General features: G+C 67.2%; 16 protein-coding genes. 9 read left to right on the top strand and 7 right to left on the bottom strand.

Annotation, left to right across the window (positions count from 1 at the left end; genetic code table 11):
• The first annotated feature begins 60 nt into the window (after window positions 1–60).
• Complete coding sequence (locus tag AC1EJR_RS00525) at window positions 61–702, top strand: response regulator transcription factor (RefSeq protein ID WP_092294082.1); 642 nt, start codon at window positions 61–63, stop codon at window positions 700–702.
• On the opposite strand, the gene AC1EJR_RS00520 is transcribed toward AC1EJR_RS00525, so the two are convergent.
• The gene (locus AC1EJR_RS00520; protein ID WP_477146789.1) at window positions 703–1,983 is read right to left on the bottom strand and encodes a sensor histidine kinase; all 1,281 of its coding nucleotides are present in this window, start codon (window positions 1,981–1,983) and stop codon (window positions 703–705) included.
• A gap of 270 nt (window positions 1,984–2,253) precedes the next feature.
• Here AC1EJR_RS00520 and AC1EJR_RS00515 point away from each other — a divergent pair, with 270 nt between their 5' ends.
• The 3 genes from AC1EJR_RS00515 (at window position 2,254) to AC1EJR_RS00505 (ending at window position 4,753) form a co-directional block, all read left to right on the top strand.
• Complete coding sequence (locus AC1EJR_RS00515) at window positions 2,254–2,643, top strand: response regulator transcription factor (protein ID WP_477113120.1); 390 nt, start codon at window positions 2,254–2,256, stop codon at window positions 2,641–2,643.
• A 150-nt stretch (window positions 2,644–2,793) separates the two neighbouring features.
• Window positions 2,794–3,690 carry a LysR family transcriptional regulator gene (locus AC1EJR_RS00510; RefSeq protein ID WP_092294088.1) on the top strand — a complete coding sequence of 299 codons (897 nt, stop codon included), beginning with the start codon at window positions 2,794–2,796 and terminating at the stop codon, window positions 3,688–3,690.
• 109 nt (window positions 3,691–3,799) lie between these two features.
• The gene (locus AC1EJR_RS00505) at window positions 3,800–4,753 is read left to right on the top strand and encodes a GlxA family transcriptional regulator (protein WP_092294090.1); all 954 of its coding nucleotides are present in this window, start codon (window positions 3,800–3,802) and stop codon (window positions 4,751–4,753) included.
• Window positions 4,754–4,778: 25 nt separating this feature from the next.
• Here AC1EJR_RS00505 and AC1EJR_RS00500 read toward each other — a convergent pair whose 3' ends face one another.
• Window positions 4,779–5,768, bottom strand: a complete 990-nt coding sequence (locus tag AC1EJR_RS00500; RefSeq protein ID WP_477113119.1) for an AraC family transcriptional regulator — start codon at window positions 5,766–5,768, stop codon at window positions 4,779–4,781.
• Between the two features lie 252 nt (window positions 5,769–6,020).
• Between AC1EJR_RS00500 and AC1EJR_RS00495 the strand changes: the two genes are divergently transcribed.
• Both AC1EJR_RS00495 and AC1EJR_RS00490 read left to right on the top strand, forming a co-directional pair.
• The gene (locus tag AC1EJR_RS00495) at window positions 6,021–7,373 is read left to right on the top strand and encodes a nucleobase:cation symporter-2 family protein (protein ID WP_092294094.1); all 1,353 of its coding nucleotides are present in this window, start codon (window positions 6,021–6,023) and stop codon (window positions 7,371–7,373) included.
• 3 nt (window positions 7,374–7,376) lie between these two features.
• On the top strand, window positions 7,377–8,774 hold the full coding sequence (locus AC1EJR_RS00490; protein WP_092294096.1) for an amidohydrolase family protein: 1,398 nt from the start codon (window positions 7,377–7,379) through the stop codon (window positions 8,772–8,774).
• Window positions 8,775–8,811: 37 nt separating this feature from the next.
• Here AC1EJR_RS00490 and AC1EJR_RS00485 read toward each other — a convergent pair whose 3' ends face one another.
• Window positions 8,812–9,588: a DUF899 domain-containing protein gene (locus AC1EJR_RS00485; protein ID WP_477113117.1), complete on the bottom strand. Its 777-nt coding sequence runs from the start codon at window positions 9,586–9,588 to the stop codon at window positions 8,812–8,814.
• 380 nt (window positions 9,589–9,968) lie between these two features.
• Here AC1EJR_RS00485 and AC1EJR_RS00480 point away from each other — a divergent pair, with 380 nt between their 5' ends.
• From AC1EJR_RS00480 to AC1EJR_RS00470, 3 genes are all read left to right on the top strand, one after another.
• Window positions 9,969–10,712: an acetoacetate decarboxylase gene (locus AC1EJR_RS00480; protein ID WP_092294100.1), complete on the top strand. Its 744-nt coding sequence runs from the start codon at window positions 9,969–9,971 to the stop codon at window positions 10,710–10,712.
• A gap of 47 nt (window positions 10,713–10,759) precedes the next feature.
• Window positions 10,760–11,542 (top strand): 3-hydroxybutyrate dehydrogenase, encoded by a 783-nt coding sequence (locus AC1EJR_RS00475; protein ID WP_092294102.1) that lies wholly within the window; start codon window positions 10,760–10,762, stop codon window positions 11,540–11,542.
• Window positions 11,543–11,605: 63 nt separating this feature from the next.
• Complete coding sequence (locus AC1EJR_RS00470; RefSeq protein ID WP_477146788.1) at window positions 11,606–12,808, top strand: DUF3734 domain-containing protein; 1,203 nt, start codon at window positions 11,606–11,608, stop codon at window positions 12,806–12,808.
• Window position 12,809: 1 nt separating this feature from the next.
• Here the strand turns inward: AC1EJR_RS00470 and AC1EJR_RS00465 are convergent, their stop codons facing one another.
• From AC1EJR_RS00465 to AC1EJR_RS00450, 4 genes are all read right to left on the bottom strand, one after another.
• Complete coding sequence (locus tag AC1EJR_RS00465; protein ID WP_255370790.1) at window positions 12,810–13,529, bottom strand: response regulator transcription factor; 720 nt, start codon at window positions 13,527–13,529, stop codon at window positions 12,810–12,812.
• 213 nt (window positions 13,530–13,742) lie between these two features.
• Window positions 13,743–14,948, bottom strand: coding sequence for an NAD(P)/FAD-dependent oxidoreductase (locus AC1EJR_RS00460; RefSeq protein WP_092294106.1), 1,206 nt, complete (start codon window positions 14,946–14,948; stop codon window positions 13,743–13,745).
• Between the two features lie 217 nt (window positions 14,949–15,165).
• Window positions 15,166–15,666 (bottom strand): Ohr family peroxiredoxin, encoded by a 501-nt coding sequence (locus AC1EJR_RS00455; protein ID WP_092294108.1) that lies wholly within the window; start codon window positions 15,664–15,666, stop codon window positions 15,166–15,168.
• 19 nt (window positions 15,667–15,685) lie between these two features.
• Window positions 15,686–16,426, bottom strand: a complete 741-nt coding sequence (locus AC1EJR_RS00450) for an SDR family oxidoreductase (RefSeq protein WP_441591207.1) — start codon at window positions 16,424–16,426, stop codon at window positions 15,686–15,688.
• Between the last annotated feature and the right edge of the window lie 131 nt (window positions 16,427–16,557).

Below are 16,557 nucleotides of genomic sequence, written 5' to 3'. Positions count from 1 at the left end.
AGACAGAAACACAACGCTGTCATCGCGGTTGGTGCGTTTTTTAAACCCGTGAAGTGAAGCATGTCCATGGATGCCAAGACACAGGACGCGACGTCAGTCGTCTACATCGTCGACGACGAGGAATCGACCCGCTCGTCATTGACCAACCTCCTGCGTTCCGTGGGATTCACCGTCCGCAGCTTCGAAGGGACAGCGGCGTTCAAGGCATCGGCGAGCGCGAACGTACCGGGCTGCCTGCTACTCGATGTTCGCCTGCGTGGAGAGAGCGGATTGTTCTTTCAGCAGCAGGAGAAGGCGAACCACCGGATGCCGATCATCTTCATGACGGGATATGCCGACGTGAGCATCTGCATCAAGGCGATGAAGGCCGGAGCTGCGGACTTTCTTCTCAAGCCATTGGCAGAGCAGGATGTCATCGACGCCGTGACGGCCGCCCTGGCATTGGACAAGACCCTGCTCGATGCGGATCACGCGCGCAACAAGCTGGCGCAGCTCTATGACTCGCTGACCGCGCGCGAGCGCGAGGTGCTGGCCTACGTGGTAGGCGGCGCGCTGAACAAGCAGATCGCTGCCGGCATCGGCATCAGCGAAGTCACTGTCAAGGTGCATCGTGGCACTGCCATGCGGAAAATGAAATCGAACTCCGTCGCCGACATCGTGCGCAAGGCGCAGATGCTTGGCATCGAGCCGATGTGGCGCTGATCAGGGCCGCCGCGCCTGTCCTTGCACGCCCGGCAGCGTAAAGCAGAGCGTCGCGCCCTCGCCTCCCATCGACTCGGCCCAGATGCGGCCGCCGTGGGCCTCGATGATCGACTTCGAGATGGACAGGCCCAGGCCCATGCCTTCGGCCTTGGACGTCGCGAAGGGCTGGAACAGCCTCTGGAACGCTTCAGCGTCGATACCCGGCCCGGAATCGGCCACCTTGAACCGAATGCTGTCCTCGCCTTCCGGCTCCGCCTGCACGGCGAGACGGCGTACCGGCGCATTCGTTCTCGCTTCGATGGCGTGGATACCGTTCAGTAGCAGGTTGCCCAGGACTTGCTGCAGCTGCAGACGGTCCACGAACACTCGCAGGCCGGCATCCACGTCAGTTTCCACGACGATGCCCTTCGCCTCCGCTTCAGGCGTGATCAGGAAGATCGCCGACGCCACCACTTCGGCCGCCGACTGCAACCTGGCCTGCGGCGGCGTATGTGTMATGAAACCGCGCAGCTTGTGGCAGATCTCGGTGGCGTCGCGGGCCCAGCGCGCTGCGTCGCGCACGGATGACTTGGCCTCCTCCATCTCCGGCTGGTCGCGCTCCAGCCATCGGGCTGCGGCTTCGATCGACGTCCTGGTCGCGGACAGCGGCTGGCTGATCTCATGCGTGATCGACGCCGCCAATTGTCCGATCAGTGCAATGCGTCCGGCGCGTGCCATCTCGGCGCGCATCGACTGCAGGCGGCTGATGTTCTCCTGGTACTCGGAGATGTCGAACGCGAAGAACTGCAGCCGCGCATAGCGGGCAGGCTGGGCCGGCAACGAGCAGCGCCATACGATGGGGATCGTCCGTCCGGTCAGCGACGTCAGCGTGCGCTCGCCCTGACAGGCTGTCGCGCCATCGAACATCGCCTTGAGTACCTTCGAGTTGCTAAGCCGGCTGGCGGGAAGCAGGTCCCTGGCCTTCGCGAAGAAAGATGCCCGGGAGTCCGCATCGAACAACGCCAGCGCGGCGTCATTGGCGTCCACGAAAACGTGATGACGATCGCGCAATTCCTGGATGGCCATCGGATTGGCGTCCAGATAGGCCTCCAGATCCGTCACGCCCTCCGCCTTGCGCGCGTCAACCCATTGCCGGATCCCGGACCAGTCCTCGATCAGGATGGGAATCGGCGCGAACCGAAAGGTCTCATCCCCAGGATGGCTACACGATGCCAGGCGTGGACAGGCGTCGGGGTCGATTGCGATCTGGGGCGTGGAAGCTTCGGGGCTGGGATGGATCATGGAAGACGGATATGGGCGGCAGGTCACGCGGGCGCCATGGCAATCATGCCGGACMGTGGATGTACCGGCATCTATACGAACGTATAGTCTGCCGCCCTGTGGGCCTTGAAGCTACGGCGCCACCAGCCCCGAGGCCGGAGGCTTCTTCGGGACAAACCCGATGTGCCATGGCGTACGTGCCGCGATACGTCCGTATAAGTGTCCCCGGCACCGCGATTGCGCTAATGTCCGGACGAGAGACCCTTCGCCGCGTTGCGCTACCGATATGTCGTGTCAGTCCTGACGCCCGTGCCTGCCAAGATTGTCTGTGTCATCGATGATGAACCGTCCGTCCGGAGTTCCACCGGCGCGCTGATCCGCGCGCTGGGTTGGGGCGTCTCCTTTTTCTCGTGTGCCGAAAGCTTCATCGCCCATCCGAGCAGCACCGCCTACGACTGCCTGATCTGCGATATCGCGCTGGAAGGTATCTCCGGCCTCGAACTGCTGCGACGGTTCCGTCATGCGGGGCACGTAACACCGTGCATCTTCGTCACCGCCCATGGCACGCCTCGAAACCGTTCCGAGGCCATGCAGCTCGGTGCGGCATGCATGCTCGACAAGCCGGTGGATCCTGATGAGCTGGTCGACTGGATGTCACGCATCCTGGGTTCGATACCCTGACGCGACACGCGCCCGGCCCGTGCCGCCACGTTGCGCACGGTTATACGAACGTGTCGCCCACCATGCGCCAATCGCGACTATTGCGGGCGTGCTGCCGTCCCTACACTCGACGGCATCACCAATCGAGCTGATGCACAGGGGAAACCGGCCATGGAACGCATGCTGCAAGCGATGGAGGTATTTGCGCGGATCGTCGAGTGCGAGAATTTCACGCGTGCGTCGAGTCTTCTCGGCATACCGAAGGCCTCGGCGAGCTTGCTGATCCAGCAGCTCGAAGTCCATCTGCAAGTGAAGCTGCTGCACCGGACGACGCGCCAGGTTCGACCCACCCCGGCCGGCATGACCTTCTACGAACACTGCCTCAAGATACTCCTCGCCATCACCGACGTGAAATCCGTGATCGGGTCCAGCGCGGGCAAGGCGAGCGGCAAGCTGCGTGTGGAGCTGCCGGGCGATATCGCACGCCAGCTGATGCCGCACCTGACCCAATTCCGGCATGAGTATCCGGACGTCAGCCTGCAGATCTCGACACCGCGGCACGCCTCGAACCTGATCCGCGATGGCATGGACTGCGCGATCAGGCTGGGCGAACTCGAGGATTCCTACAGTTTCAGCCGCCGGATAGGGAGCTACCGCCTGATCACCGTGGCAAGCCGGCTCTATCTGTCGCGGCATGGATGTCCTGCCAAGGTAGAAGACCTGGCGGGGCATCGCACGGCTCACGCCGCACAGCACGGTGCCGGCCGCCCTTGGGAGTTCGCGTTCGAGCTTGGCGGCCGCCACACGCGGCATCCTGTGCCGGAGTCCATCGCCTTCGACGACATGGACCTGCTGTTGCACTACGGTCTCCAGCATGGTGGCGTCATTCAGGTCTGGGATGCGGTGGCACGACCCTATCTGGCCAGCGGCCGGCTCGAGGAAGTTCTCGCCGATTGCCGACCCGGCGTCCTCCCGATTCACGCCGTCCACTCGTGCCGAACGCGGGAATCCATGTCGCTGCGCGTGTTCGTCGACTGGCTGTCCGCCGCGCTCGAAGCCGAGCATTGAGCCGGCGGTCAGGATCGCCTGGCACCATTCCCAGTCTCCACGATGCCGCACGTACATTTCGCTTGACATCTATAATCCGGGTTTTCAGGCAGCGGTAGGGGTGGAAAGGATGCATCGGATCGGCTACTTCCTGACAGATGGCTTCCAGGTCATGGCCATCGGCACCCAATCGGTGTTCGAGTTCGCCAACGTCGTGGCGCGTGAGCGTGTCTACAGCGTGACGAACTACTCTCTGGATGGCGGCGAGGTGCAAGCGTCCCTCGGCGTTTCCGTCAAGACGACACCCGTGCATGCGAGCACCGAGGCCGACACCTGGATGATCAGCGGCATCGTCGATCCGACCCAACGCACCAGCACCGCCCAGGAACTGGATTTCGTGCGGACGGCGTCGGAGCAGTCGCGCCGCACGGCGGGCCTCTGCACTGGGGCCTTCGTGCTGGCAGATGCCGGCCTGCTCGACGGCAAGCGGGCGACCACACACTGGGCGTTCGCCGAGGCGCTGCAGGCGCGCTGCCCTGCTGCGCGTATCGAGCCTGACCATATCTTCGTGGCGGATGGCGCCATCTGGACGTCCGCCGGCCTGACGGCAGCGATGGACCTGGCCCTCGGGCTGGTCGAGAAGGACCTGGGCAGCGAGGTAGCCACCAAAGTCGCTCGCGTCATGGTGATGAACCAGCGGCGCGCGGGCGGCCAGCCCCAGCAGTCCGAGCTGCTCAAGCTCGCCCCCAAATCCGACCGCATCCAGACGGCGCTCGAATATGCGCGCCAGAACCTGTCGCGGCCCTTACGCATCGATGAACTGGCGCGGGCCGCACATCTCAGCACCCGGCAGTTCCAACGCATCTTCCAGTCCGAGACGGGCCACTCCCCGGCGAAAGCGGTTCAGCAGCTTCGCATCGAAACGGCACGCACCATGATCGAGCGCGGGCGCCATTCCCTGGAAGTGATCGCGCGGGAAACTGGCTTCCGCGATCGCAATCATCTGCGAGAGGTCTTTGTTCGCACCTATGGCGCAAGCCCGCAAGAATTGCGCAGGGATGCCAGGACGCTGATCGCCGCCTAGCGAGCGTGGCGGCAGGCGATCCCCCTCAGCCCCGCAACGTCACCGAAGGCAGCTCCCCAAACTCCCGCTGGTACTCGCGCGAGAACAGGCTCAGGTGGGTGAAGCCATGCCTTAGGGCGATGGCGGATACCGCGCCCCGTTCCAGGGTGGCGCGCTGGAGGTCCGCGCGCGCGGCCTGGAGGCGCAGCACGCGCAAGTATTCCATCGGCGTGGTGTTCTTGGCCTTGCGGAAGCCCAGTTGCAGGGTGCGCTCGCAGACGCCGCAATGGGCGGCCAGCGCGCCGAGCGTGATTGGCTTGTCGAGGTGGGCGCGCAGGTAGCGGATGGCGCAGCGCACGTAGGCCGGCAGGGCGGCGTGGAAGCCGCGCGGGAGCAGGCTGCCGTCATGGCCGAACTGGTCCACCAGCAGCGTGCCCAGGATCATCCGCTCGATGGCGGCGTCAGTGGCCGGCAGCGCGGCGCCATGCGCGCGGGCGTCGAACTCGGTGCGCAGCCACACCATCATGGCCTGCCAGCGCGGCGTATCCACGGCGTGGAAATCGAAGACCAGCGGCGCCGGCGCGTCGAAGCTGAAGCATTCCAGGAACGCCGCTTCCAGCGCCTGCCGACGGATGACCACGCTGAAGCGCTCGCAGTCGGCATCAGGCTGTAGCCGCACCGGCAGCGAAGGCGAGAACACGCGCACCGCGCCCACCGGCATCTCGTCGGCGCTGCCCTCCATCACCAGCCGGCAGCGGCCCGCCGTCACGGTCTGGATCACGAACTCGTCCTTGCCGACGCGCGGCTCGATCTCCATCGCCCGGCCATAGCGCGTGGTGGCCAGCGTCAGGTGACCGATCTGGCACGTGCGCAGCTGCACGTCGGGCGTCGCGTCTTCGGCATTTCCGACGCTTTCCCCTACATCGAGCCGCGTGGGCCCGAACACCCGCGCGGAGAGCGACTGCACGTGGTCCAGCGCCCGCGCGCGGCCAGCGTGGGCCGTGTTGCCTGTCTGCGATGCGGCGCGCTGCGTCATGGCACGTCTCCGGTGAGGTGCGGCCATCGTAGGAGCCACGCTCCGCTCGGGCAAGTCAGGGAAACCCGCTGTGCCGTGCCCCTGTCCGGATCTCGCGCGGTTTCGTTTCGATGCTGGCGGCTTCGTATCGATGCTACGGCCGCCGCGCCGCGCTCGCTACTGTCAGGGCAGGCGGCCACGCGGCTGCCGGCGGCAGCACGGCCCGACCACGATCGGCCGGCCCGCCCTTCCAACATGGCAGGAGACAACCCCATGCAACCCCCAATCCACCCCGTCGACCAGATGCTGCCCGCCCGGGCGATGGTCTCGCTCGGCTTCCAGCACATGCTGGTCAGCTACCTCGGCGCCATCGCGGTGCCCATGATCGTGGCCGGCGCGCTCAAGATGACGCCTGCCCAGACCACGCTGCTGATCAGCACCGCGCTGTTCACCTCGGGCATCGCCACGCTGCTGCAGACCGTGGGGTTCTGGAAGTTCGGCGTGCGGCTGCCGTTGATGCAGGGCGTGGCGTTCGGCTCGGTGGGGCCGGTCATCGCCATCGGCAGCGACCCCGCACTGGGCTTCAACGGCGTCTGCGGCGCGGTGATCGGCGCCGGCATCCTCACGCTGTTCCTGGCGCCGGTGATCGGCCGGCTCAAGCGCTTCTTTCCGCCGGTGGTGAGCGGCTGCATCATCACTGCAGTGGGGCTGTCGCTGTTCCCGGTGGCCTACCAGTGGACCGGCGGCGGGCACGGCGCCAAGGAGTTCGGCTCGCCGATGTTCTTCGTGGTGGCGTTCGGCACGGTCGCGCTGATCCTGTTCGTGAACAGCCACGGCGGCAAGCTCGTGCGCAGCCTGGCGGTGCTGATCGGCCTGCTGGTCGGTGGCGTGGCGGCGTGGCTGCTCGGCATGGGCAATTTCGACGAAGTGGCGCGCGCGCCGTGGTTCACCCTCGTCACGCCGTTCGCGTTCGGGYTGCCGACCTTCAACGCCGGCGCCATCGCCACCATGGTGATCGTGATGGTGGTGCAGATGGTCGAGTCGATGGGGTTGTTCGTGGCCATTGGCGACATCGTCAAACGGCCCGTCACCGAGCGCGAGGCCACCAACGGCCTGCGCGCCAACGGGCTGGCCAGTGCCATCGGCGGCATGTTCGCCGCGTTCCCGTTCATCGCCTTCATGGAGAACGTGGGCCTGGTGATCGTCACCGGCGTGCGCAGCCGCTGGGTGGTGGCCACCTGCGGCGTGATGCTCTGCGCGGTGGCGCTGGTGCCGAAGATCGGCGCGCTGTTCTCGTCGATCCCCTCGGCCGCGCTCGGCGGGGCCACGCTGGTGATGTTCGGCGTGGTGGTCGCGGCGGGCATCCGCACGCTCGGCCAGGTGGACTACGAGCGCAAGCCGGCCAACCTCAGCGTGGTGGCCATCACGCTGGGCTGCGCGTTGATGCCGGTGATCATGCCGTCCCTGCTCGCCAAGCTGCCGGCCGCGCTGCAGCCGTTCGTCCACAGCAGCGTGATCATTGCCTGCGTGGTGTCGGTCTTCCTCAACCTGCTGCTCAACGGCATCCCGGCGCGCGACGAGGAGCCGGCGCTGGCCGTCGCGCCCGAGCACATCCCGGAGATGTAAGCCATGACCCCTCCCCTCTCCCCTTCCCCGCAAGGCAACCTGCTGGTGCGCGGCGCGGCGGCCGTGATGACCGGCCGGGCCGGCGCCGCGGCACGCGCGGGCGCCGTCGACATCCGCATCCGTGATGGGCGCATCGCCGAACTGGCGGCCGGGCTCGTGCCGGGCGCCGACGAGACGGTCATCGACGCCACCGGCTGCGTGGTCTATCCCGGCTGGGTCAACACCCACCATCACCTGTTCCAGAACCTGCTCAAGGCGGTGCCGGCGGGCATGAATGCCGATCTCCAGGCATGGCTGGCGAGCGTGCCCTACCCCCGGCTGGCGCGCTTCACGCCCGAGCTGTTCCGCACGGCGGTGCGGCTGGGCATCGCCGAGCTGCTGCTGTCCGGCACCACCACCTGCGCCGACCATCACTACCTCTACCACCACGGCCACGGCGCGGAAACCGGCGACGCGTTGTTCGAGGAAGCCGAAGCGCTCGGCATGCGGCTGGTGCTGTGCCGGGGCGGTGCGATCCAGTCGGCCAGCGACCATCCCGGCATGCGCGCGACCGCGCTGGTGCCGGAGACGCTCGACGAGATGCTCGGCGATATCGAACGCCTGAAAGCCCGCTACCACGACGCCGCGCCAGACGGGCTGCGCCGCGTGGCCGTGGCGCCCACCACGCCCACGTTCTCGCTGCCGCCCGTGCTGCTGCGCGAGGTAGCCGGCTTCGCCCGTGGCATGGGGCTGCGGCTGCACACGCATCTGTCGGAGACCGACAACTACGTGCGCTTCTGCGCGGAGAAGTACCGCTGCACGCCGGTGCAGTTCGTGGCCGACCACGACTGGCTCGGCCCTGACGTCTGGTTCGCCCACCTCGTCACCGTCACGCCGGACGAGATCCGCATGCTCGGCAGTACCGGCACCGGCATGGCCCACTGCCCGGTCAGCAACGCGCGGCTCGGCAGCGGCATCGCGCCGGTGCGGGCGATGGCCGATGCCGGCGTGCCGGTGTCGATCGGCGTGGATGGCGTGGCGTCGAACGAGTCCGGCAGCATGGTGCACGAGGCTAATTTCGCTTGGCTGGTGCACCGGGCGCTCGGCGGCGCGACGCAGACCCGCGTGGAAGAGGTCATCCACTGGGGCACGGCCGGCGGCGCGCAGGTGCTGGGCCTGCCCGGCGTGGGCACGCTGGCGCCGGGGCAGTCCGCCGATCTGGCGATCTACGACGTGGGCGGCCTGCGCTTTGCCGGCTTCCACGACATCGCCACGGCCCCGGTGGCGGCGGGCGAACCGACCCCAGTACGCGATGTGTTCGTGCGCGGCCGGCACGTCGTGCGCCAGGGCGAGGTGGTAGGGCTCGACGTGGAGAAGTTGCGCCAGGAGGCACGCGACGCGCTGGCGGTGCTGATGGCGTAAGCGGCTTGCCGAAAGCCGCCGCAGGGTGCGGCGGCGTTCAGGGATTCTTCTCCGCCGCCGAGGCTTCGCGGAATGCCTTCTCGCCGGCGGTGGATATCTCGACCCACTTCTTGTCGGGCGCTGCGCCGTCCACGTAGCTGTCGTGCCAGTTCCACCATTTGTAGGTGGGCGTCTGCGGGTAGCCTTCGGGCGAATCCTCCCAGAGTTCCTGACGCCCCAGCGGGGTGATGTCGAGGCAGTTCCAGGTGTTGCCCATCTGCTCGTCGCCGCGATTGTTCAGGAAGTAGGTGCGGAAGATGCGGTCGCCGTCGCGGAAAAAGACGTTGGTGCCATGCCATTCGTCTACACCAAAGTCGGCATCGAAGCGGTCCGTGATGGTGAACCACGGAATGTCCTTCCAGCCCATGCGCGCCTTCAGCCCCGCAATCTCCGCCTGCGGCGCGCGCGAGACGAACACCATCGTCGTGTCCCGGGCGTTCAGGTGGGCCGGATGGGCGATCTGGTCGGCCACCAGCGAGCAGCCCCGGCAGGCATGCTCGGGCCAGTCGTGCACGCCGGGCTCGTAGAAGGCGCGGTAGACGATGAGCTGGCGCCGGCCGTCGAAGAGTTCCGCCAGGCTGCGCTTGCCGTCGGGCCCCTCGAATGTGTAGGGGGTGTCCACCGCCATCCACGGCATGCGGCGGCGCTCGGCGGCCAGCGCGTCGCGCGCGCGGGTCTGGGCCTTCTCCTTCACCAGCAGCGCCTGGCGCGCTGCCTCCCAGGCGTCCGGCGATACCACCGGCGGGGTCTTCATGTCCTTGGTTGATGTCGTCATGGTTCGCTATCTCCTATGCGTCCTGTACGGGGCGATCCCAGCCTAGTTTGGCACCCGGAGTCGGGATTGGGGAGTAACAAGGCTGACGGGATTGCGTAGGGCGCGGCCCCGGCTGTGCCGTCGTCGTCACAATCGATCATCCGTCCGACGCCATCGGCTACGCCTCAGGGATGATGGCGGCGCCGTCGGTATAGCGCCGGCCCGTCCCCATCCGCCGCAATTCGCCGCCAGCCCTTGCCAGCACTGGCCGCGCGGCGGTCGATACCCACGTCTGATGGATTCCCCCCCGCCGGCCTTCCAGAATGAACCGGACCGTCACGGCTCACTGTCATGGGGACAGCGACCGCGCCGCACGGACCGCCTTCAGGAGGCACAAGCACATGGACGTCCAGACCATCCGGGAGCGCGCGTTCGCCGCGCCGCTTTGCAGCCCGGCCTATCCGATGGGACCGTACCGCTTTCTCCATCGGGAGTTCTTCGTCATCACCTACCGCACCGACCCCGAGCGGCTGCGCGCCGTGGTGCCGGAGCCGCTCGAGATTGCCGAACCGGTGGTCCACTACGAATTCATCCGCATGCCGGACTCCACCGGCTTTGGCGACTACACCGAGTCCGGCCAGGTGATTCCGGTGATCTACCAGGGCCGGCGCGGCAACTACACCCATGCGATGTTCCTCGACGATCACCCGCCGCTGGCGGCGGGGCGCGAGCTGTGGGGTTTTCCGAAGAAGCTGGCCACGCCACGCTTGGCGGTAGAGACCGACACGCTGCTGGGCACCCTCGACTACGGTCCGGTACGCGTGGCCACCGGCACCATGGGCTACAAGCACAAGGCGCTGGACCAGCAGGAGGTGCACGACGCGCTGGCGAACACGCCCAACTACCTGCTGAAGATCATCCCCCATGTGGACGGCACGGCCCGCATCTGCGAGCTGGTCTGCTACTTCCTCAAGGATGTGGACGTGAAGGGCGCCTGGAGCGGCCCGGCCGCGCTGTCGCTGTTCCCGCACGCGCTGGCCCCGGTGGCAGACCTGCCCGTGCTGGAGGTGCTGGGCGCGAAGCACTACGTGGCCGACCTGACCCTCGGGCTGGGCGAGGTGGTCTTCGACTACCTCCAGCGCTAGCCCCAATCCCTTTTCTCTTTCCCTTCCCCTCTTTCGGAGAAACAAACATGAAGCTCCAAGGCAAATCGGCCATCGTGACCGGCGCGGCAAGCGGCATCGGCAAGGCCATCGCAGAAACGTTGGCCCGTGAGGGCGCGGCCGTAGCCGTGGCCGATCTCAACGCGGACGCCGCCAACAAGGTCGCGGCCGAGATCGAGGCCGCTGGCGGCCTGGCCATGGGCGTGGCCATGGACGTGACCAACGAGGATGCCGTCGAGTCCGCCACGGCGGCGGTGGCGGAGCGCTTCGGCGGCGTGGACATCCTGATCTCCAACGCCGGCATCCAGATCGTCGCCCCGATCCACGAATACAGCTTCGCGGACTGGAAGCGCATGCAGGCCATCCACCTCGATGGCGCCTTCCTGACCACGCGCGCGGCGCTCAAGCACATGTACCGCGACAACCGGGGCGGTACKGTGATCTACATGGGCTCGGTCCATTCGCACGAAGCCTCCCCGCTGAAGTGCGCCTACGTGGCCGCCAAGCACGGGCTGCTGGGCCTGGCGCGCGTGGTGGCCAAGGAAGGCGGCGAGCACAACGTGCGCTCGCACGTGATCTGCCCCGGCTTCGTGCGCACGCCGCTGGTGGACAAGCAGATTCCGGAGCAGGCGCGCGAGCTGGGCATCAGCGAGGAAGAGGTGGTGCGCCGCGTGATGTTGGGCGGCACCGTGGATGGCGTGTTCACTACCGTGGAGGACGTGGCCGAGACGGCGCTGTTCCTGTGCGCCTTCCCCTCCACCGCGCTGACCGGGCAGTCGTTCGTGGTCAGCCACGGCTGGTACATGCAGTAAGGGCGACGGGCGCCCCGTGGGAAACCCCGGGGCGCCACACGCCAACCGAGGCGAGGAGAAGACATGTTTCTCGAGAAGCAACCCCTGCAGGGCAGCTCCGGCGCCGCGCGGGCAAGAATCGAAGTGGATCGCGGCTATGCCGTGCGGGCGCTGGTGCTGCAAGGCGGCGGCGCGCTGGGCTCCTATCAGGCGGGCGTCTACGAAGGGCTGGCCGAGGCCGGCATCGAGCCGAACTGGGTGGCGGGCATCTCCATCGGCGCGCTGAATGCGGCCATCATCGCCGGCAACGCCCCCGAGCACCGGGTGGCGCGGCTGCGCGAGTTCTGGGCCCATATCTGCCGGCAGCCCTGGCTGCCCAGCCTGTTCCCGTACGAGACGATTGCCGACAGCGCCCAGCACTGGCCAGACCCGCTGCGCATCTGGTTCGATGGCATCGAGGCCGCACGCGCACTGGTCGAGGGCCAGCGCGGCTTCTTCTCGCCGCGCGTGTGGCGCACGCCGGGCGCCCACAGCGCGAGCTACTACGACACCTMGCCGCTGAAGGCCACGCTGGAGCGCTTTGCCGACTTCGACCGCATCAACCGCCATGCCGACATGCGCGTGTCGGTGGGCGCCGTGAACGTGCGCACGGGCAACTTCGTCTATTTCGACAATACCCAGATCACGCTGCGCGCCGAGCACTTCATGGCCTCCGGCGCGCTCCCGCCCGGCTTTCCGGCCGTGGAGATCGACGGCGAGTACTACTGGGACGGCGGCCTGGTCTCCAATACCCCGCTGTCGGCCATCCTGCAGGCCAAGCCGCGCCGCAACGCGCTGATCTTCCAGGTGGACCTGTGGAGCGCCCAGGGCGCGCTACCGGAAGACCTGATGGCGGTGGCCACGCGCCAGAAGGACGTGCAGTATTCCAGCCGCACGCGCCTCATTACCGACTCGATGAGCGAGCAGCAGAACTTCCGCCGCCTGCTCAACGACGTGCTGGCGCTGGTGCCCCCGGCGCGCCGCCAGACCGAGGCCTACCTGCGCGCGGCGGCAAGCGCCTGCGATGCGCGCCGCAACGTGATMCAGCTGATTTACCGCGATAAATCGTTCGAAGGCAGCGCGAAGGACTTCCAGTTCGGGCCGCTGACGATGCGGGAACACTGGACCAGCGGGTTGGACGATATCCGCGACACGCTGAGCCGTCCGGAATGGCTGGCCATGCCCACGCATGAGGAACCGTTCGTGACGCACGACATCCATCGGCAAGAGGCCGAGGACGCTCAGTAACTCAGTAACCCATCGCCGCCGGCTGGGCCGCGCCATCTCCCGGGCGCGGCGCGGCCGGGCTGGCCCCGCGTGGCGGGCACAGGCCGAGTTCCAGCGCCATCTTCACCAAATCGGCGAAGGTGCGCGCTGCCATCTTGCGCATGGCCCGGGCGCGATGGATCTTGATGGTGACCTCGCTGATCCCCATCTTCCCGGCAATCTGCTTGTTCATCAGGCCCGAGGCGGCCAGCGTCATCACTTCCCGCTCGCGCTCGCTGAGCGTGGCATAACGGGCGCGCAGGTCGTCGCCGCATTGCAGCGCGTGACGCTTGGTGCGATCGACGGCAATTGCCGCCGACACCGCGTCGAGGAAATCCTGGTCCCGGAACGGCTTGGTCAGGAAGTCCACCGCGCCGGCCTTCATCGCCCGCACCGACATCTCGATATCGCCATAGCCGGTGATGAAGACCACCGGCAGGCACATGCCGCGCTGGTTCATCTCGCGCTGCACCTCCAGCCCGTTGGCCACCCGCAGGCGCACGTCGAGCACCACGCAACTGGGCGAGTCGTCGATTTTCACCGCCAGGAACTCTTCCGCCGTGAGGAAGGAGCGCGAGCGCATGCCGACGGAGCGCAGCAGGTTCGCCAGGGCGTCGTTCATGCCGGGGTCGTCATCGACGATGTAGATCAGCGGTTCGAGGGGGGCGCAGCCGTGAGGGGACTTCGGTGGCAGGGATTTCACGATGGGCTCCGGGTCTTGCAGACAACAATTTCAGTTGCTGGAAGTCTAGGCAGGCAGACGGCAGCCAACAAGACGCATGCCCGGGAGGCCGCGTTTCCAAGTCCGCACCAATCGCCCCGGATACGGACGACAAAAAAAGAACCGACGGCCCCGGAGGAGGAAGCCGTCGGTCAAACGGGATGGAGGAGACAGGATGGAGAGAAGCGGGACGGCTTAGAACGTGATGTTCGGGTTCCCGGCGGCCAGCGCCTGCTCGCGCACTGGCGCGGGCGGGTAGATCCACTGGGTGTTGATCATCATCTTGCGTTCCTTGCCTTCGGCGTGCGTCAGCTTGACCTGACGGTCCCAGCCTTCGGTGTAGACCGCGCCCCAGCTGCCCAGGTCCAGGCAGGTGGCGTAGAACGGCTGGCTGTAGTCAAGCGTCGGCAGGCCCAGCAGGTCGGCGGCCACGTTGTGGCCGGCAAAGCGGCCCATGAACAGCGCGTGCTGGCAGGACATCAGCGAGTAGTGGTCCTGGTCGTCGGTGAGCGCGCGCACCACGTCGCCGGCGCCGAAGACGTCCTTGGCGCCGATCACGCGGAGGTCAGGCGTCACGTCCATGCGGCCCTGGCGGTCCAGGTTCGGGGACACCTGCTTGGTCAGCGTGCTGGCGACCATGCCGCCGGTCCAGATGATGGTGTCGGTATCGATGCGCTCGCCGGTGGCCGTGACCACGCCGGTGGCGTCCATCGACACCACACCCGCACCCAGGCGGGTTTCGATGCGAAGCTGGTCCAGCGCTTCCAGAATCTGCGGACGCGGGCCCGGGCCGAGGTCGGGGCCGATGGCCTCGTTACGCTCCACCACCACGATGCGCGGCTGGTAGTCCTTGCCGAAGATGGCGCGCAGGCGCTCGGGCAGCTCGGTCGCCACTTCCAGGCCGGTGAAGCCGCCGCCGACCACCACGAAGGTATTGCGGGAGGCCGTGCTCGGGCGCGCGGCCAGGCCCTGCAGGTGCTCGCGCAGCTTCACGGCCTCGTCGATCTGGTCCACCGCGAAGGCATGCTCGGTCAGGCCCGGCAGGGGCGGACGGAACAGGCGGCTGCCGCTGGTCAGCACCAGGCGGTCATAGCTGACCGACTGCGTGTCGCCGGAGGTGGTGGTCACATCGACGCTGCGGTCGCCCGGGTGAACCCGGTCGACGGTGCCTTCGATGAACTTCACGTTGACCGCGTTCAGCAGCGGCAGCAGGGGCACGGCCATCTGCTCAGGCTGGGCTTCATGCAGGCGGGGACGCACGTGCAGCTCGGCCTTGGGCGACACCAGCGTGATCTCGACCACGGTGTCCGCGTTGCGCTCCATGTCCACGACACGCGCCGCACCGAGTGCGGACCAGACGCCGGCGAAGCCGCCGCCCACAATCAGAATCCTTTGTTTCATGGTCGTTTCCTCTTTATCTCAGCCAGGGGTGCCGCCGGGCACGGCAGCGATGGGATACCTACGGGAGGGCAGGGCACCGCTGCAGTGCGGGGACACTGCGGCGGTGCGGCTTGGTTGCCGTCCTGCTTGGGATGAATCGTAGGTGGAGGGGCGGTGGACCGGAAGTACCGCCACGGTACGCATGCTGTTGCCGCGCAGGCACCAATCGAGGGTGTACTCAGTGGGCGATGGCGATGACGCTTCGCATGCCCTCGCGGGCCATCTTGGCGTAGGGGCACATGCGCTCGGTATTGCGCACAAGCTCCTCGGCCACGTGCCGTTCCACACCCGGCATGCGGATGCGGACGTCCGCGATCAGCGCGTAGGCGCCATCGGCGGGGTCGCGCCCGAACGCGACCTCGACGGCCACGGTCATTGCTGCGACATCGACGTGCGCGCGCTTCGCGATCAGGCTCAGCGCGCCGTGGAAGCAGGCGGCAAAGCCCGCCGCGAAGAGCTGCTCGGGATTGGTGCCGCTGCCCGGGCCGCCCAGCGCGGCGGGCAGCCGCAGGTCCAGCATCAGATTGCCGTCATCGGATCTCGCCACCCCGGATGCACGGCCGTGCTCCGCCGTGCCGCCCGATACCGTGACGGTGGTCGTATACAGCGCGGTGAAGCCCTGGCCCCGGTATCGGTCGAGCAGCGTCAGCGGTGGAGGTTCCAGCCTCTCGTTATCCATCGTGTCTCCCGGCTGGTTGTTATCGATGCATCCAGTCGCTGAAGCTGATGTGGCCGAGCCGCGCCTCCCCTTCCGGCACCAGCGTGCCCTCCTGGAGTTCGGCGCCGAAGTAGCGCGCGTCCGGATCCGCCACGGCGGTCTTGGTAGCGCCGGTGGCCTTGAGGTAGCGCTGTACGAGGTCGCTCATCTGGAAACGCTCCGGGCCGGCGATGTCGACGATGCCGTTGACCGGCGCGGCCAGGGCGGCGTCCGCCACGGCGTCTGCCACGTCATCCGAGGCAATCGGCTGGATCAGCGCGGGCGTGATGCGCAGCGTGTCGCTGTCTCCCGCCGACTGGACGATGGCGCCGAGGAATTCGAGGAACTGCGTGGAGCGGACGATGGTGTAGGGGATGCCGGCGCCCCGGATCAGCGCTTCCTGGGCGATCTTGCCGCGGAAATAGCCGCTCTGCGCGAGCTTGTCCGTGCCGACCACCGACAACGCCACATGATGGGCGACCCCGGCGGCCTTCTCGGCGGCGGCCAGGTTGCGGCCGGACGTCTCGAAGAAGTGCAGCACCGCGTCGTCGGCGAACGAGGGCGAGTTCGCCACGTCCACCACCACCTTGGCACCGGCCAGCGCCTTGTCCAGCCCTTCGCCGGTCAGCGCGTTGACGCCCGACTTCGGCGAGGCCGCCACCACGTCATGCCCTTGCGCGACGAGACGCGCCACGACCTTCGTGCCAATGAGGCCGGTTCCGCCAATGACCACAATCTTCATGATGCTTCTCCTTGCTGAGTGCTGCGTTGCCGAGGGGGGATGAATTCACCCTCATGCTAGACACCGGCGGCGCGTGGCGCCAGACCGACGCCAAGCGCACGGTGTTTCCTGTTTCGCACCAATCACAAGGA

The organism is Cupriavidus sp. 05T42, assembly GCF_056396345.1.
The sequence above is the reverse complement of the archived record's forward strand: the minus strand, read 5'-3'. Positions and strand labels throughout refer to the sequence as shown.

What these genes read in the sequence shown, in the direction of transcription:
- AC1EJR_RS00525 (WP_092294082.1), top strand. Translation starts at nt 61, where the DNA reads ATGTCCATGGATGCCAAGACACAGGACGCGACGTCAGTCGTCTACATC.
- AC1EJR_RS00510 (WP_092294088.1), top strand. Translation starts at nt 2,794, where the DNA reads ATGGAACGCATGCTGCAAGCGATGGAGGTATTTGCGCGGATCGTCGAG.
- AC1EJR_RS00505 (WP_092294090.1), top strand. Translation starts at nt 3,800, where the DNA reads ATGCATCGGATCGGCTACTTCCTGACAGATGGCTTCCAGGTCATGGCC.
- AC1EJR_RS00500 (WP_477113119.1), bottom strand. Translation starts at nt 5,768, where the DNA reads ATGACGCAGCGCGCCGCATCGCAGACAGGCAACACGGCCCACGCTGGC.
- AC1EJR_RS00490 (WP_092294096.1), top strand. Translation starts at nt 7,377, where the DNA reads ATGACCCCTCCCCTCTCCCCTTCCCCGCAAGGCAACCTGCTGGTGCGC.
- AC1EJR_RS00485 (WP_477113117.1), bottom strand. Translation starts at nt 9,588, where the DNA reads ATGACGACATCAACCAAGGACATGAAGACCCCGCCGGTGGTATCGCCG.
- AC1EJR_RS00480 (WP_092294100.1), top strand. Translation starts at nt 9,969, where the DNA reads ATGGACGTCCAGACCATCCGGGAGCGCGCGTTCGCCGCGCCGCTTTGC.
- AC1EJR_RS00460 (WP_092294106.1), bottom strand. Translation starts at nt 14,948, where the DNA reads ATGAAACAAAGGATTCTGATTGTGGGCGGCGGCTTCGCCGGCGTCTGG.
- AC1EJR_RS00455 (WP_092294108.1), bottom strand. Translation starts at nt 15,666, where the DNA reads ATGGATAACGAGAGGCTGGAACCTCCACCGCTGACGCTGCTCGACCGA.
- AC1EJR_RS00450 (WP_441591207.1), bottom strand. Translation starts at nt 16,426, where the DNA reads ATGAAGATTGTGGTCATTGGCGGAACCGGCCTCATTGGCACGAAGGTC.